Here is a 16,452-nt window from a genome sequence, read left to right as displayed (position 1 = left end):
ATTGCATGGGCATGCCCCGTGACATCGGCATTATCGACTGCATGCTCGGCATTCCGGAGGCGGAAGACCGCTCTGAATGGTTCGCGCCGTTCCGCCCGCTGATCAAGGACCGGCAGACGATCCAGCAGTTCGCGATGCCCGCGCAGTACATGTTCAAGGACATTCCGCAGACCGGCGATGTGGACGATTTCGTGAGTTGGACCGTCGCCCAGATGGACCGCCACAATGTGGACAGGGCGCTGGTCGGCTGGAACGACAATGCCACGTCCTACCGTGCGAAGGAGATGTTCGGGAACCGCTTTTTCTTCGACCTGCCGGTCGATCCCAATCGCGGGATGGAGGAAGTGCGGCGCATCCGGCGGATCCATGCCGAAGTCGGCCTGTCGGCGATCAGCTGCTTTCCTGCGGGAACGCTGCCGCAAGTGGCGATCAATCACAAGTACATGTTCCCGATCTACGCCTGCGCAGAGGAACTGGGCCTGCCGGTGCTGCTCAACGTCGGCATTCCCGGCCCGCGCATCCCGATGGAAACGCAGAAGGTCGAGCATCTGGACGAGGTCTGCTGGTTCTTCCCGGACCTGAAGATCGTCATGCGCCACGGGGCGGAGCCGTGGGAGGCGCTGGCCGTGAAGCTGATGCTGAAGTGGCCAAACCTCTATTATTCCACCAGCGCCTTCGCGCCCAAGCACTACCCCAAGGCGATCGTCGATTACGCCAATACGCGCGGCGCGGAGAAGATTCTCTACGCCGGCTATTTCCCGATGGGCCTCAGCTTGGAACGCATCTTTTCCGACATGGAGAACGTGCCGTTCAAGGATCACGTCTGGCCCAAGTTCCTGCGCGAAAACGCGATCAGGGTTTTCGATCTCAAGTCATGACCGGAGAGGTACCCATGTCCGAAGCCGATCCGCGCGCCGCCAGCGATGCGCGCACCCCGCCCGTTGCCGTGTGGCAGATTCTTGAAAAGCTGCGCGGTCGGGATCTGACCGACTGGCGCCTTGCCGAAGTGAAAGGCCGCGCCTCGGTAGAAGCGCGCAACCTGAACAACGGGATCCCGTTCGGCTGGTATCCGATCGACTTGTCCGCCGACCTTGCCAAGGGCGAGGTGAAGCCGCTGCATTATTTCGCCAAGGATCTGGCGATGTGGCGGGGCGAGGATGGGCAGGTGCGCGTGGTCGATGCTTATTGCCGCCACCTTGGCGCCCACATGGGCCATGGCGGCAAGGTCAACGGCAACCTGCTGGAATGCCCGTTCCACGCCTGGCGCTATGACGGGAACGAGGGCGTGGTGAAGGAGATTCCCTATGCCCGCGCGATCCCGCCGCAGGTAAAGCGCAAGTGCGTGCGAACCTGGCACGTGGTGGAGGTGAACCGCTGGATTTGGGTCTGGTATCACCCTGAGGACGCCGATCCGCTGTGGGAAGTGGCGGCACTGCCGGAGGCGACCGATCCCGACTGGACCGATTACGAGGTTCACGAATGGAACGTCTGGGGTTCGCTGCAGAACATGGCCGAAAACGGCGTGGACTTCGCCCACTTCAAGTACATCCACGGCACCGCCGATGTGCCGCAGGGCGATCTGCGCTGGGGCGAATGGGGCCGCGGTGCGGACGTGAAGGCGAAGATGGGCACGCCGATGGGCGAGGTGGACGGCCTTATCAGCTATGACACGATGGGGCCGGGCCAGAGCTGGACGCGCTTTACCGGCATTTCCGAGACGCTGATGATCGCCTGTCTTACGCCGGTGAGCGAGGATCACGTCCATGCGCGTTTCTGCTTCACCCAGCCCAAGGCGCAGGCCGAAGGGCCGATGGGGCGGCTGGCCAAGGGCCTGATCCGCGACATCTGCAAGCAGTTCGATCAGGACAAGGTGGTGTGGGACCGCCAGAAATTCGAGCGCTCTCCGATCATCTGCGACGGTGACGGTCCGATCCCGCAGTTCCGCAAGTTCTATTCCCGCTTCTACGCACAGCAGGATTGAACATGGGGGACATACCGGGAGAAGGAACGTCGATGACCCGTCGCACGATGATCGCAGGTGCGGCGGCGGCCGGGGGGCTTGCCGCCGCACCTGCCCTTGCGGCCCCGAAGGCCGCGACCGGGGCTGGCCATCCGCTCGATACGCACGATGCGCTGGGGCTGGCGGAGCTTGTCCGGACGCGTCAGGTTTCGCCACTTGAACTGCTGGAAGCGGCGATTGGCCGGACGGAGGCGCTCGACCCGCGTTTCCACTTCATGGCGCAGCGGCATTACGACTATGGCCGCACGGCGATTGACAATGGCCTTCCCCAAGGGCCGTTCCGTGGCGTGCCGTGGCTGCTCAAGGACCTGAATACCTATATCGCCGGATTGCCGACCGGGAACGGCAGCCGGTTCTTCAAGGACTATCGCCCCGGTGTAACCTCCGAACTGGTGCGCCGGATCGAGAAGGCGGGCTTCGTCGTCTTCGGCAAGACCGTGGTGCCCGAACTGGGTCTGACCGGCACGACCGAAAACCAGGTGACCGGCGCTACCCGCAATCCGTGGAACCTGGCGCATATCGCAGGTGGTTCGTCGGGCGGGGCGGCGGTTGCGGTGGCATCGGGCGTGATCCCGGCGGCGCACGCCACCGATGGCGGCGGATCGATCCGCATTCCGGCATCGTGCTGCGGGCTTTTCGGCCTCAAGCCCAGTCGCGGACGGGTGCCGATGGGCCCGCCGCGCACGGAAGGGTGGGGCGGCCTTTCGGTCCACCACGCGGTAACGCGTAGCGTGCGCGATTCCGCCGCGATCTTGGACGTTACGCACGGCGTAGAGCCCGGTAGCCGCTATTCCGCGCCCACCCCGTATGAGACGTTCCTGGCGCAAGTGACCAAGGCACCTGGCAAGCTGCGCATCGCGCTGATGCTGGATGCACCTTCCCGCGCGCCGATCGATCCCGAGTGCCGCGACGCGGCGCTGGCTGCCGCGCGGCTGTGCGAAAGCCTTGGCCACACGGTCGTCGAAGCGGCGCCGAAGCTGGACGTCGCTGCCCTTGGCGCGGCCGGTTTCGCCCTGATCGCCTCTTCCGTGGCGGCGGACATGCTGGACCGGGCCAAGGCCACAGGCATTCCGGTGGGCCCCGATGTGCTGGAACCGATCACGCTGGCCTTCGTCGAGATGGGCCAGCACGTCACCGGCATGGACTATGTGCGGGCCAACAATGCGCTGCAGGCGGCGGCTCTGACGATGGCGCAGTTCATGGCCGATTACGACATGATCCTTTCCCCCACGCTGGCCGCGCCGCCGCTGGAACTGGGCAAGATCAATCTGACTCCGGGTGTCGACTTTGCCGCATGGGGCGCGCGCGCGGCGGCGTTCTCGCCCTTTACGCAAGTGGAGAACATGACCGGCCAACCGGCCATGTCGGTGCCGCTGGGCATGTCGAAGGCGGGACTGCCGATCGGGGTGATGTTCGTCGGCCGCTATGGCGACGAAGCCGGACTGCTGCGCCTTGCGGGGCAGCTGGAACAGGCCGCGCCGTGGAAGGACCGGCGCCCGCAGGTGTGACCGGCCTCGGCCGGCCAAAGACAATTCAGGAGTACGAGTAATGCGCGGATTGAGCAGCAAGGTCGGCATCGTTGCCGGCGGCGGGCGAGGCATCGGTGCGGCAACGGCGCGCCGCCTTGCGGCCGAGGGGGCTACGGTAGTGATCGGCGATATCGTCGAAGAATGGGCGTTGGATACCGCGCAGACCTTGCGCGCGGCGGGCTGCAAGGTCATCGGCATGCGGTTGGACGGCACCAGTGCCGCCTCTCAGGCCGCGATCGTGGCGGCGGCTCTGGCGGAATTCGGCGGGCTGGACTTCTACCATTCCAACCTCGCGGGCGGGACGGAGGGTGATATCGACGTGCTCAACTGCACGGAGGAGGTGCTGGACCGGTCCTTCGCGATCAATGCGAAAAGCCATTTTCTCGCCACCCAGGCGGCGCTGCCGGTGCTGCTGGAACGCGGCGGGGGGGCGATGATCTATACTTCGTCCGGCGCGGCGATTTCGGGCAATCCGCTGCAGGTCGCCTATCCGATGAGCAAGAACGCGCTCCACGCGCTGGTCCGCCATGTCGCGCGCAAGTTCGGCAAGCAGGGGGTGCGCGCCAACGGCATCTGCCCCGGCGTGGTGATGACCGAGGCGGTGGCTCAGCACCTGACCGACGACTACGTGGCCGGAATGCTGGAGGCGATCCCGCACCGCCGCCTTGGCCAGCCGGATGATATTGCCGCTGCGGTCGCGTTCCTTGCCTCCGACGACGGGGAATGGGTCAACGGGCAGCTCTGGCACGTCAATGGCGGCTCGCTGCTACGCGATTGAGCGCCGATCAAGCCCGGGGATTTCCCAATGCGGAGAATCGACCTGTCCTTTCCATGCTGGCAAGATCGCCCGCTGATCGGGAATGATGGGAAAGGACCGGGCGAAGGCATGGACGATCTGGCGGACTTCGATGACACCGACCTGAAGATCGTGGAGCAGCTGCGGCGTAATGGCCGTGCCACGCACCAGCAGATCGCCAAGGCGCTGGACATCGCTCCCACCACCGTTTCCGCGCGGATGCGGCGCATGGAGGAATCCGGAACGCTCCGAGTGGTCGCCGTCTCGGACTTCGCGGTGCATGGCTATCACGTGCTGATCTACATCGGCATCGAAGTCAGCGGACGCGCGCCGGGTGACGTGGCCGAGGAACTGGCGCAGTTCGAGGAAGTCTTCGCCGCCTATCTGGTGACTGGCCGCTACGAAGTGAGCGTGCTGCTGGCGCTTCCTGATGTCGACGACCTTTCGCAGTTCGTTACCAGGAAGTTCTCGAAAGTCGCCGGCATCCGTTCGATCACACAATCGATCGGGCTCGATATCATCAAGTTCGGTCTGGATTCGGTGGAGGATGCGGAATGAACCGCCCCGATCTCGACGATCTCGATCACCGCATCATTGCCATCCTGTCCAAGGATGCGCGAGTGTCCAACCGCAGCATTGCCGCCGACCTGGGCGTCAACGAAGGCACTATCCGCTTGCGGTTGAAGCGGCTGCAACAGGAAGGGCTGATCGCTTTCACCGCGCTGATCAGCCCCCGGTTGGACCGCAGCACCAGGACTGCGTTTGTCTCGATCCAGGCGGATATGACGCGGTTCAAGCAGATCGCCCGTGAACTGCGCCAGATTCCAACGATCCATTCAATCATGACGATGCTTGGCCCGTTCAACATCATGACCACCTGTTACTATCGCGCAATCGAGGATCTGCACGAAGTGACCGTGCGCCAGATTCTGGCAGTCGACGGGGTGCAACATGTCGAAACTTCGATCGCAGTGAAGACGGTGAAGTTTACAAACGGCGTTGTCGGGGTGAGTGCGGTGACGAATCGTTGAACGCCTACCCGGTAAACGCGGATATTTTGAATTTAGAAAATACGCAAATTGCAGCTTGAAAAGGCAATGTGCGTAATATAGCGTGAGTTGTATCACGCAATTTGCCGCATGGTCGATTGCACAAGGGAGGGGTGCGGGCGCCGTGTCGGTGGCGGTTCCGCAAGGCTCGGCATGTCGCCGGGGCTTGCGCCGAACGGTCTGTGCAGGCGCAGCGATCGTGAAGGCGGGCTGAAATGGAATTCGCGTTTACCGACGAGCAGCAGATGATTGCGGAGACGGCGCGCGCCTTCTTCGCGGAAAATGCCACCAGCGCACGCACTCGTGCGGCAATGGAGCACGATGGGATCGACGTCGTCCTGTGGCGCGATTTCTGTGTGGAACTGGGCTTTTCCGGCATTGCGATTCCGGAATCGGCGGGCGGCGCGGGCCTTGGGCTTGTCGAGCTGGCGATCTTGGCCGAGGCGGCGGGCGCGCATGTGGCGGCGCTGCCGATGCTGGGCAGCCTGATGTTGGCCGCGCAGGCAATTGCCGCAGGTGGCAGCGCGGCACAGCGTACGGCTTGGCTGTCCGGGCTTCTGTCCGGGGAGACGATTGCCGCTTTCGTTGAGGATGCCATGCTGGAAGTCCGTGACGGGAAGCTCACCGGCGGTTCGGGTTTCGTTGCACATGGCGCACAGGCGGAACTCTTCGTGGTGACCGACGGCAGCGGTGCGTGGCTAGTGCGGCGCGATGCGGAGAGCGTTTTCGTCACGCCGCAGATGACCATGGATCAGACGCGCCCTCTGGCCGAAGTACGTTTCGACGGCGCATCGACAGAAGCTCTGGCCGCCCCGGCGGAAGGGCTGGCCGCGGCCAATCGCGCGGCGCTGGTCGGACTTGCTGCAGAGGCTTTGGGCGGTGCGCAGGCCAGTCTCGAGCGTACAGCGGACTATGCACGCGAGCGTGTGCAGTTCGGCCGGCCGATCGGCTCCTTCCAGGCCTATAAGCACCGCCTTGCCGACATGATGGTGGAGATCGAGCAGGCCCGCTCGGCCGTCTACTGGGCAGCCTGCGCGGTGGACGAGGGCAGCGAGGAAGCGCCGCTGGCACTCCATGCCGCCAAGTCCTTCGCCGCGGATACCGCTTTCCGCTGCGCGGCGGACATGATCCAGCTCCACGGCGGCATCGGCTTCACCTGGGAGCATGACGCGCACTTGTTTTTCAAGCGCGCGCGATCGATCCAGACCTTGCTGGGCAAGGGGGACTGGCACCGTGAGAAGATTGCCACGATGATCCTAGGAGAAGCGGCATGAAGCTTGGATTTTCGCAGGCGGACGAGCATTTTCGCCAGGAATGCGCCGATTGGCTGAACGGCCAGATGGCGGGCGAATTCCGCGACATTAAGGGCATCACCAAGCTGACCGGCAGTCCAGAACGTCGCAAGGAATGGGAAAAGCAGCTGGCTGCACATCGCTGGTCTTGCATCGGTTGGCCGGAGCAATGGGGCGGCCGCAATGCCACGCTGGCGGAGCAGGTGATCTTTGCCGAGGAATATGCCCGCGCCGGGGTGCCGGGCCGCGTCAACCACATCGGCATCGAACTCGCCGGGCCGACGATACTGACGTTCGGCACCGAAGAGCAGAAGCAACGCTTCCTGCCGGGCATCGCGGCGGGCGAGACGATTTTCTGCCAAGGCTTTTCGGAGCCCAATGCCGGGTCGGACCTTGCGGGTGTGCGTACCAAGGGGCGGCTGGAAGATGGGGAATGGGTGGTCAACGGCCAGAAGATCTGGACCAGCCTAGCCCATATCTCGGACTGGATCTTCGTGGTCACGCGCACAGAAGAGGGCAGTCAGGGCCCGCGTGGGCTGACGTTCCTGATGATGCCGATCGACCAGCCCGGCATCGAGATTCGCGGCATCCGCCAGATCAACGGCGATGCCGAATTCAACGAGACCTTCTTCACCGACGCCCGCTGCCCGGCGGACAGCTATATCGGCGGTGTGGGAGAAGGTTGGAAGATCGCGATGGGGCTACTGGCGTTCGAGCGCGGGGTTTCTACGCTGGGTCAGCAGATGGGCTTCCGCAACGAGTTGGACGAGATCGTCGCCGCCGCCAAGGCGAACGGTGCGGCGAATGATCCGCTGATTCGCCAGCGCATCGCCCGGGCCGAGATCGGACTGCGCCTGATGCGTTACGGCGCGCTGCGGATGCTTTCCAACACCGATCATTCACGCATGGATGGCGCTGCGCTGACCTACAAGATCCAGTGGGCGACATGGCGCCGTGACCTTGGCGAACTGGGCATGGACGTGCTCGGGCAGGCGGGCGAAGTTACGGCACATCGGGATTACGAATGGGATACGCTGCCCAATCTCTTCCTGTTCAGCCGGGCGGACACGATTTACGGTGGCACCAACCAGATCCAGCGCAATCTGATTGCCGAGCGCGGCCTCGGTCTGCCGCGCGAACCGCGCTGGACGGCCTGACGCGGCGATGGAGGCGGAGGATCCGTTTGAGCGGCTGAAATCCATGCCCCCTCGCGGGCACCATGCGTTGCTGGGTATCTATCACGTTGCAGCCGGGGCGGATTGGGCGGAACTCGCCTGTCCGTTCTCTGCGGAGTTCCTGCTAGATGCGGGTTCCGGCCTCGTCTCCTCCGGCCCGGTCATCTCGCTGATCGATGCTGCAGCAGGGGCGGCGATCATCGCGCGCACGCGGCGGTGGGAGCCGATGGCGACGCTGGACCTGAGGGTAGACTACTTGCGGGCGGCGCGCCCCGAATGCACGCTCCACGCCCGCGCCACCTGCCACCGGGTGACGCGCCGCGTAGCCTTTACCCGGTGCGAAGTGAATGACGGCGAACCTGCCAATCCGGTCGCTTTCGCGGCCGCCAGCTTCTTCTTCACGAGCGAACCGTGATCGAACGGGCTCCCTACGCGCAGTTGCTGGGCGTGTGCGAATGGACCGACGCGGACGGTAATGTCGGCCTCGCCATGCCCGCATCGCCGGCCTTGGAAGGGAGGCAGGGGTTTCTTTATGGAGGCGTGATCGGCAGTCTGCTGGAACTCGCCTGCCTTGCCGCGCTGGCCGGTGAGGGCGAAGCGAAGGAAGAGCGCCCACGGCCTATCAACATTACAATCGACTTCCTGCGCGGCGGATTGATGGTCGAAAGCTATGCCCAGGCGCGGATCGTGCGACTGGGCAAGAGGGTAGTGAATGTGGATGCCTTCTGCTGGCAGACCGACCGGGACAACCCCATCGCCACCGGCCGAATGCATATCCTGCGCCCGCCTGGAGCTTGAACGAAAGCTCCGCGTCGTCCCGGTCAGGCTGGTTGGGTTCGCGTCTTGCGATCCAACCAGCGGACTGCGAACCACAATGCCAGCAGACCGCCCGATGCGGAAAGGATTGCCAGGGTGGCTGAGGCCCCGGCATGGAGGCGGATCGGGTCGAGCGCGAACTGTACCAGGAATGGGCCGCCGAAGATCGCTCCTTTCATCAAGCCGATAACGCGGCCGCGATTGTTCTCGTCCGACAGGCCGATGGCATAGACCATAAGGCTGGGCATCAGCGCGCCGATGCCCACGCCCTCAATGGCCATGCCGCAAGCCACTATCGGGGCAGTCGGTGCATAGGCCATGATGAGCAGACCGAAGGCGCTGCACGTCGCGCCGAAAACGAACGCCAGGTCCAGCGAGACCAGCCTCCTTATCCGGCCATAGGCGAATCCGGTCAGCACCACGGTTGCCGCCCCGGACAGCGCGGCTATCGCGCGCCCTGAACTGCTGACCACACCGAGATCGACTAGCCGGTGCGGGAGATAGGCTGAAGTTCCGGTGGCGATGCTGCCTACGATCAGCCCGAAGCCGAGAATGGAGGGTAGCGCCCCTGCAGGAATACCCGTGATCGGATGCGCTCGCCCTCGCCCGGCAGCCGGTTTTCCAGGAATGCCTGCCAGTGCCAGGGTCGCCGCTACGAACCCAACCGCGTAGATCAGAAACGAGGATCGCCAAGCGGTATCGGCCAGCATTCCTGCGACGATCGACAGTGCCATACCTGCCAGTGCACCGACCGAGGGGATCATACCAGACCAGAAATTGCGCCCTGGCTCGTCCCAGTAATCGCCGATGACCGAGAAGGCTGCCGCGCCCATCGCTCCCAGCGCGATGCCGACGACGAAGCGGCCGAGGATCGCCTGCTCCAACGTTCCCACGAACAGGATGCTGCAACCGGCAAGGCCGTAGAGAACGGCGGAAACGAACATGACCTGGCGATGGCCGAGGCGATCGCTGAGCCAGCCGCCCAGCGGCGATCCGATCAGTACGCCCAAGCCCAATACGGTCAGCATCATGGTCACGGTAACGTGCCCGCTTGACGCGCCGAACTCGCGCTCGATCTGCGGCAGGATGGGAGAAAGTGTGCTGTTGGCGGCGCCGCTCATCGTCGCAAAGGCGATCAGCGCGGCGCGGCCAGTGAGGCCCAGAGGGGAGGAGGGGGTGGTGGGCGCTTTCATCTGAGACCCGCGCTTTCGGCGAAAATCACGGCGGGATCGCCGGCGTGCAGGAACCATTCCGCATCGCGCCGAACGATGCGCCAGCCTTCGGCGTTCCGTTGCCAGTGATCGAGATATTCGCCGGTAGAATCGAATATCGCGCCAAGTGGATCGTCGTTCCGCTGGTGCCTTGCTTGCACATAGGCGCGGCTGACGGCCGCATCGCCGTCGAGATCGATGACCACGCTGCCGATCAAATGCTGTGTGGGGCCGCACCGATCGAGATAGCGGCGCATGTTGCGTTCCAGCGCGGCAATGCCGACTTCTTCGCCCATGCCGTAGTTGAAGGCGAGGTCATGCGCGAAGACGTCGGAGAGTTCTTCCCATTGTTTCCGGTCCAGAACTCTCGCGAAGCGGGAAAGACCTCTGCTGATCTCCCTCTCGTCGAGCAATATCTGTATCTCGCTCATCGCTACATCCTTCTCGTGGCTCAGTCGTTGAGAGCGGGGTAGTCGGTGTAACCGCGCCGGTCGTCGCCCATGCCGGTGTAGAAGGTCGCGCGGTCCGCCTTGGCGAGCGGCGCGCCCACGCGCAGCCGCTGCGCAAGATCGGGATTGGCAATGAAGGCGAACCCGAAAGAGACGGCATCGGCCTTGCCCTCTGCCAGCACGGCCCGCGCCTTTTCGGGCGTGAGCGCGCAGTTTTCGATCACCGGGCCGGACCAGTGCGCGCGCACCAGTTCCAGCGCGTCGAACCCGGTGTTGGGGATATGGATCAGGTGGCAATAGGCCAGCCCCAGCGGGTCAATGGCGTCGAGCAGCGTGGCGCACGTCTCGGCCGGGTCGGCGTCGGCCATGCCGTTGAAGGTGACGCCGGGGCAGATGCGTAGGCCCACGCGGTCCGCGCCGATGGCCTTCGCTAACGATTCCAGCACTTCCACCACGAACCGCACGCGGTTCTGCGCCGAGCCGCCGTAACGGTCGGTGCGCTGGTTGCTGTTGGAGGAGAGGAATTGCATCGGCAGGTAGCCGCTGGCGCAGTGGAGTTCCACGCCGTCGATCCCCGCCGCGCGGGCATTGCGCGCCGCTGCCACGTATTCGGCGATGACGCTGTCGATCTCGCCGGTTTCCAGCGCGCGCGGCATTTCGGTGGCCGCTGGCACGCCGTCCGGACCGGGGATCGGGTCCGGGCAGGGCAGCGCGGAAGGGGCGACGGTTTCGGCGTCGGCGGCCTTGTTCGCGCGCACCGATGCGCGGCCGACATGCATCAGTTGCACGACGATGCGGCCGCCTTCGCCGTGAACCGCTTCCGCCACCTTGCGCCAGCCTTCGACTTGCACGGGCGAATGGATGCCCGGTGTGCGCCAGTAGCCCTTGCCGTTGGGGGAGGGCTGCGTGCCTTCGGTAACGATCAGGCCGGCCGATGCGCGCTGGCGGTAGTATTCCACCATGAGGTCGGTTGGCTCGTCCTGCGGCCCGGCGCGGTCGCGCGTCATCGGGGCCATGACCACGCGGTTGGCCAGCTCGAAGGCGCCAAGGCAGACGGGTGTGAAAAGCGGATCCATGGAGCCCCTCAGCTCCGCACACGCGGACGGGGCAGCGGGGCGCCGCGTCGCATCGTTTCGATGAATTTTTCCAGCGGCGCGGGCGCTTCTACCGGGCCGTCGTGCGCCATGCCATGGCGGTCCCAGTAGGTTTTCCAGCTGGGGAACAGGTCGTGGAAGCTGCCTTCGTAAGGCGGCTCGCCGGGCCAGCGCATCTTGCGCTCGCCGATGGGCGGGCGGTTCAGGTCGCTTGCGTACCAGTAGAGCGGCAGGCGGCGGCGGAAGAACCAGCGGCCGTCGATCCGCTCGTACCGGTCGAAATACATCATCTGCATGACCACCCAGTCGCCGCCGGCCTCATGCTCGTTCTTGGAGTAGACGACGCCTTGCGCATTGTCGGCATCGTCGAAGTCGATCACATGGCCGCCGATGTGGTGCGAGGTGCCGGTGAACTGGCGCGAATGCGTCTCGTCGAACCAGTCGCGCAGCGCCTTGCGGCCGGATTTGCCGCCGCCGACCTTCACGTCTTCGGGAAACAGGTTCACCCAGGCATCGCTGTCGCGCATGTCCAGTGCGAGGGCGTACTTGGCGGGAAGCTGGCGGATGGCGTCCAGCGATTCAAGGCGGTCTATCCGCGCCAGCAAGGCGTCGTTTTCGGGCATTACACTCTCTTGCAAAAGGGTGGGGTCAGGCGGCGAGCGGGGCCAGACGGCCAAGGCGGCCATTGGCCCAGCCCAGGATGTCCTCGCCCCCGGTGGCGACGAGTTCGTCGACATCACCGATCAGCAGGTCATGCGTGCCGTAGGAAACGCGCTCGCGGATGTGGCAGAAGATGTTGGCGGGCGCGCCCTCGATGAACCAGACGTGGCCCCGGCGCTGCCATTCGGGCTGGGTGAAGCGCAGCGCGCGCGCTTCCGGCCGGGCGAAAGGCTCCATGTGGCCGTGCCGCTCGCTGTCCAGCAGGTTGATGCAGAATTCGCCGCTGCGCACCAGGGCATCGTGGCTGGAACCCGAACGGTTGACCGCGATCGCCATCGAGCAGGGCTCCAGCGAGACGGGCATTATCGCCGACATTGCAAGGCCGACCGGATCGCCGCTCTCGGGATCGAAGCTGGTGACGACGCCGACCGGCGCGGGCAGGTGTCGCAGCACCTGCTTCAGCCGCGCGTCGAGCGCCGGTTGCTCCAGCATGCGGTTCGCCGCTGCCTGGGCATCGTTCATGTGCCTGCTCCCGTTTGCCACCGGGAGTTGCGCAGGAAAGCGCGACTCAACGATGACGCTTTAGATTTGCGTCATCTTGTACCTATTGAACTACGCAAATGCAAATATCATTGGCGTGAAATTTGGCAATTCGCGAAGCGCCGCGTTAGTCCTCATCCGCAACATGGTCCGGCGGGGTGATTTTGGCCATGCGCGCCTCGTACTTCACGGTGCTGACCGCGATGGAGGTTTCGACATGATGCACGCCGTCGATCATCAGCACGAGGTCGGAGGCGATGTGCTGGAGGGTTTCCAGTTCGTCGAACAGGCAGAGCGCGGCGATGTTGAACTGGCCCATCGTCACCAGCACGGCATTGACTTCGGGCAGGGCGGCAATGGCATCGGCCACTTCGCGCAGGCGGTCTACTTCGGCCTGCACGTTGATGAAGGCAAGGCGCGATTTCTTGCCCATCTCGAAGCCGGTGATCGCGGTGAAGGCGATCAGGCCGTCCTGCTGCAAGCGCTTGATGCGGCCGCGCACGGTGCCTTCGGTCACGCCGAGTTCGGCGGCGATCTTGCGGTTGGAAACGCGGGCGTCGCGCGCCAGCAGGTCGATCAGCTGGTGGTCGAGTGCGTCGAGCACGGGAGAGGACATTGTTCAGCGATCCCTTGCTTCGATGGGGGCGACATCGAACTGGTACTTGATGATATCGACGACGACGGCGGGCGTCAGTGAGCGGATGCCGCGTACCGTGGACAGGTCGTTCAGAAGGAAACCGGAAAGGTCGTCGAAGCCCTGAAGCGCGATGAGCATGTCGATATCATAGCGACCGGTTACAAGATGCACCGCAAAGACTTCCGGCAGTGCGGCGAGATCTTGCGCCACATCGTTCACCGGGCGACCGTCCACTTCCACCGCGATCTTGAGCAGCACGTTGAAGCCGTGTGCCGAAAAGTCGGACACCGCGACGACGCGCAGCTGGTTGGCGTCCTCCAGCCGCTTGATGCGGGTGGAGACGGTAGTGGCGGTGAGCCCCAGAGTCTCGGCGATCTGCTGGTTGTTTGCGCGGCCGTTGAGGCGCAGCAGCTCGACGATCTTGGCGTCCGTCGCATCGAATTGGAACGTCTGCGTCATGTCTTCCGGCAACCTGGCCCCTGGAGGGAGCGTGGAACGAGGGGCCGGTTTGCGCATCGTGCGCTTGCCCGTCAACCTCATAGTGCCGAAAGGAAACGCGCGGTGGCAGGGAAATTGGGAACGCCAAAGTCGCTTATTTGAGATGCAATCCTTATATGTGCGTAGATTTTATATCCTGTATTTACGCGATGACAATCGGCGCCGTTCATCACCCCTCCCCTGTTCCACGCTCGTCTCGTACGGTGCTCAGGCGGGCTGAGGAAGCTGGTCGAAGGCGATGTCCCGAACCGCTTCAACCGCTCCCCGCATCGCGCCCTCGATGTAGCCGACACCATTGGCATCTCCTACGACGTGAACGATAAAGCCCGCAGCCTCGATTTCTCGCGCCAGAGAAAGGTCTCCCTCGGCCCCCTTGGCGACGATGACATTGTCGGCGGGGACGCTTTGCGGGGTGCCGTCGCGATCGATAAAGGCCACTGCGTCCTTACCGATGACGATGTCGCTTGCCCCGGCATGGAGGCCGACGCCGTGCTCGGCCAGTTCGGCCAGAATGCGCATTCGGCGCACTAGCATCAATCCGCGCCCCAGCCGGGGGGCTTCGTCGATCACATGGACCTTGCGGCCGCGTTCGCTGAGGAATTCGGCCAGTTCCAGCCCGACCAGTTCTCCGCCGACGATGACCACGCGGTCTCCCAGCGGCATCCATGTATGCGTAGCCTTGCGCACCAGCGCGAGGTTGGCGGTGGCGCCTGTCGCCGCGCCGACCTTGGTGGCGAGGCGGGTGAACAGGCCGGTCTTGCGCTTCAACTCGTCAGAGCTTTCGCCCAGCATCATCCGGCGCATGTCGTCACCCGAGAAAACGTGGGGCAGATCGCCGCCGGGGATCGGCGGCATCCCACGAACCGCACCGGTGGCGACGATAACATCCTTGACGCCCAGCTCACGGAGCAATTCAGGCGTCGCTACCGTCGATAGCCGCACGTCCACACCCGCATCGCGCACTTCGCGGCGTAGCCAGTTGAGTATTTTTTCATTGGGTTCGTAGGCGAGGCTGGCGAAGCGCAGGGTGCCTCCCAGCCGGTCCGACTTTTCGATCAATGTCACTTTGTAGTCCAGCGCAGCAAGCCGGCGTGCCGATTCCATGCCGCCAGGTCCGCCGCCGATCACCGCCACAGGGCGTAGCGCCCCAGCCTGCGGTTCGCCCTCATACTCGCGCCCCAGAGCGGGATTGACCGCACAGCGCACGGCTTCTCCCATGTAGATTGCGCTGATGCAGGTGTAGCAATAGATGCAGGGGCGCACTGTATCTTCCACGCGTTCGGTCAGCTTGCGCGGCAGGTGCGGGTCGGCCAATAGCTTGCGGCCCATGGCGATGACATCCAGTTCGCCGCGCCCGATCGCCCGGTCCGCCACGTCGGCCCCGACCCGTCCCGAACCGAGCACGGGGATCGACACCACTTCGCGAATGGCCGCCACGGATTCGAGGTTCCAGCCAGGCGTTTGCGGTGTGTGCGATTCAGAGTGGAGCTTGCCTTGGTCGCTGTCGTGATAGGCGGTGACGGTGATCGCATCCGCACCGGCCGCTTCGACGAGCTTCGCAAGATCGCGGGCATGATCGATGGTGATGCCGCCCGGCTTTCCGACATCGCGCGAATCAATCTTCATCCAGACCGGGAAGTCCGGCCCCACTTCGGCGCGGATAGCTTTCAGCACATCCAGCGCAAGCCGCGCGCGGTTCTCCAGCGGCCCGCCATAAGCGTCGGTGCGGGTGTTAGTGTAGGGCGAGATGAAGGAGGACAGCAGATAGCCGTGCCCGGCGTGGATCTCGACGCCGTCGAAGCCGGCTTCTTTCGCGCGGCGGGCACCGGCGGCGAATTGGCTTACGGCAAGGTCGATATCCGCCTGTTCCAGAGGCTTGATCGTGGGCGGCGTCATGCCGGCCAGCGGGGCCATTTCCTCCATCAGGAAGTAGTCGGTGAAATTGCTCTTGGGCGCCTTGGGATAAGCCGGCGCCCAGAGCGGATGACCCCAGCGCGCGTGGCTGTAATTGGCGACGAGGCCGCCATGGTGTAGCTGCGCGGCGATCTTCGCGCCATGTGCATGAACGCGGTCTGTCAGCTGGCGCAGGCCGGGTATGAAGCGGTCTTCCGAAATCGCCGTCTGACCTGTCAAAACTGCGCCGACCGGCCAGGCGACACCAGTCACTCCCGATACAATCAGCCCTGCGCCCCCGCGCGCTTGTTCCTCATGATATGCTATCAGCCGTTCGCCCACGGTGCCGTCTTGTTCGGAAAGGCTGACGCCCATCGCGGTCACGGCAATACGGTTGCGGATCTCCATGGTGCCGATACGGAGCGGGGAAAGCAGGTGCGGGTAGGCATTCGATGTCATGGGCGGAACTCTCCGGCGGCGAGGCGCTGCAATCGTGTGGGAGATGGCCGTTTGCGATGGGCAGGATAATGCCTGCTCGACATCGCATTTTTCCTCTCTAATTTCTCTTCAAATTATTATTGCGTAATTTGTTGCTAAAAATTTTACGAAAAGCAAGGAAAACTTGCTGAACCCGATGATTGATCGGTCTCGTTTTCATGCATGGTCCGTCTGGCCTCCTTACCCCTGAGTTTGATCCAAGAGTCCGTTTGGAAAGTGCGAAACTAGGCATTTTCCTGCGTCATCGACCCCACGCCCTTCAAAATCTGCCTGCGACGGATTTTTAAACGATCTC

At 63.9% G+C, this 16,452-nt stretch carries 18 protein-coding genes; 10 read left to right on the top strand and 8 right to left on the bottom strand.

Features of this window, described 5'->3' with window-relative positions; genetic code table 11:
• Positions 1–5 precede the first annotated feature (5 nt).
• From L284_RS38210 to L284_RS38165, 10 genes are all read left to right on the top strand, one after another.
• Positions 6–878, top strand: a complete 873-nt coding sequence (locus tag L284_RS38210; protein WP_021234652.1) for an amidohydrolase family protein — start codon at positions 6–8, stop codon at positions 876–878.
• Between the two features lie 14 nt (positions 879–892).
• Complete coding sequence (locus L284_RS38205; RefSeq protein ID WP_021234651.1) at positions 893–1,981, top strand: Rieske 2Fe-2S domain-containing protein; 1,089 nt, start codon at positions 893–895, stop codon at positions 1,979–1,981.
• A gap of 32 nt (positions 1,982–2,013) precedes the next feature.
• A complete protein-coding gene (locus L284_RS38200) occupies positions 2,014–3,528 on the top strand; it encodes an amidase (protein ID WP_021234650.1) in 1,515 nt (504 codons plus the stop codon).
• Positions 3,529–3,568: 40 nt separating this feature from the next.
• On the top strand, positions 3,569–4,327 hold the full coding sequence (locus tag L284_RS38195; RefSeq protein ID WP_021234649.1) for an SDR family NAD(P)-dependent oxidoreductase: 759 nt from the start codon (positions 3,569–3,571) through the stop codon (positions 4,325–4,327).
• A 108-nt stretch (positions 4,328–4,435) separates the two neighbouring features.
• A complete protein-coding gene (locus L284_RS38190; RefSeq protein ID WP_040713553.1) occupies positions 4,436–4,903 on the top strand; it encodes an Lrp/AsnC family transcriptional regulator in 468 nt (155 codons plus the stop codon).
• A complete protein-coding gene (locus L284_RS38185) occupies positions 4,900–5,376 on the top strand; it encodes an Lrp/AsnC family transcriptional regulator (RefSeq protein WP_021234647.1) in 477 nt (158 codons plus the stop codon). The genes L284_RS38190 and L284_RS38185 overlap by 4 nt, the downstream gene beginning before the upstream one ends.
• 233 nt (positions 5,377–5,609) lie before the next feature.
• Positions 5,610–6,668, top strand: coding sequence for an acyl-CoA dehydrogenase family protein (locus L284_RS38180; RefSeq protein WP_021234646.1), 1,059 nt, complete (start codon positions 5,610–5,612; stop codon positions 6,666–6,668).
• Positions 6,665–7,843: an acyl-CoA dehydrogenase family protein gene (locus tag L284_RS38175; protein ID WP_021234645.1), complete on the top strand. Its 1,179-nt coding sequence runs from the start codon at positions 6,665–6,667 to the stop codon at positions 7,841–7,843. Before L284_RS38180 ends, L284_RS38175 begins: the two co-directional genes overlap by 4 nt.
• A gap of 43 nt (positions 7,844–7,886) precedes the next feature.
• Entirely contained in the window at positions 7,887–8,276 is a 390-nt protein-coding gene (locus tag L284_RS38170; protein ID WP_235054401.1) for a PaaI family thioesterase, read from the top strand.
• Complete coding sequence (locus L284_RS38165) at positions 8,273–8,659, top strand: PaaI family thioesterase (protein ID WP_021234643.1); 387 nt, start codon at positions 8,273–8,275, stop codon at positions 8,657–8,659. Before L284_RS38170 ends, L284_RS38165 begins: the two co-directional genes overlap by 4 nt.
• A gap of 23 nt (positions 8,660–8,682) precedes the next feature.
• Here L284_RS38165 and L284_RS38160 read toward each other — a convergent pair whose 3' ends face one another.
• The 8 genes from L284_RS38160 to L284_RS38125 all read right to left on the bottom strand — a co-directional run bounded on the left by L284_RS38160 (position 8,683) and on the right by L284_RS38125 (position 16,118).
• Complete coding sequence (locus tag L284_RS38160; protein WP_021234642.1) at positions 8,683–9,870, bottom strand: MFS transporter; 1,188 nt, start codon at positions 9,868–9,870, stop codon at positions 8,683–8,685.
• Positions 9,867–10,319, bottom strand: coding sequence for a nuclear transport factor 2 family protein (locus tag L284_RS38155; RefSeq protein WP_021234641.1), 453 nt, complete (start codon positions 10,317–10,319; stop codon positions 9,867–9,869). Before L284_RS38155 ends, L284_RS38160 begins: the two co-directional genes overlap by 4 nt.
• A gap of 20 nt (positions 10,320–10,339) precedes the next feature.
• Positions 10,340–11,413 carry an alkene reductase gene (locus L284_RS38150; RefSeq protein WP_021234640.1) on the bottom strand — a complete coding sequence of 358 codons (1,074 nt, stop codon included), beginning with the start codon at positions 11,411–11,413 and terminating at the stop codon, positions 10,340–10,342.
• Between the two features lie 8 nt (positions 11,414–11,421).
• On the bottom strand, positions 11,422–12,054 hold the full coding sequence (locus tag L284_RS38145) for a nuclear transport factor 2 family protein (protein WP_021234639.1): 633 nt from the start codon (positions 12,052–12,054) through the stop codon (positions 11,422–11,424).
• A gap of 25 nt (positions 12,055–12,079) precedes the next feature.
• Positions 12,080–12,613 (bottom strand): flavin reductase family protein, encoded by a 534-nt coding sequence (locus tag L284_RS38140; RefSeq protein ID WP_021234638.1) that lies wholly within the window; start codon positions 12,611–12,613, stop codon positions 12,080–12,082.
• Between the two features lie 145 nt (positions 12,614–12,758).
• A complete protein-coding gene (locus L284_RS38135; protein WP_021234637.1) occupies positions 12,759–13,247 on the bottom strand; it encodes an Lrp/AsnC family transcriptional regulator in 489 nt (162 codons plus the stop codon).
• Between the two features lie 3 nt (positions 13,248–13,250).
• The gene (locus L284_RS38130; RefSeq protein WP_021234636.1) at positions 13,251–13,727 is read right to left on the bottom strand and encodes an Lrp/AsnC family transcriptional regulator; all 477 of its coding nucleotides are present in this window, start codon (positions 13,725–13,727) and stop codon (positions 13,251–13,253) included.
• A 246-nt stretch (positions 13,728–13,973) separates the two neighbouring features.
• Positions 13,974–16,118 (bottom strand): oxidoreductase, encoded by a 2,145-nt coding sequence (locus tag L284_RS38125; protein WP_021234635.1) that lies wholly within the window; start codon positions 16,116–16,118, stop codon positions 13,974–13,976.
• Positions 16,119–16,452: the final 334 nt, after the last annotated feature.

Origin of the sequence: Novosphingobium lindaniclasticum LE124, assembly GCF_000445125.1 — a bacterium.
Classification (GTDB): domain Bacteria; phylum Pseudomonadota; class Alphaproteobacteria; order Sphingomonadales; family Sphingomonadaceae; genus Novosphingobium; species Novosphingobium lindaniclasticum.
This window is presented reverse-complemented; position numbering and strand designations above follow the sequence as displayed.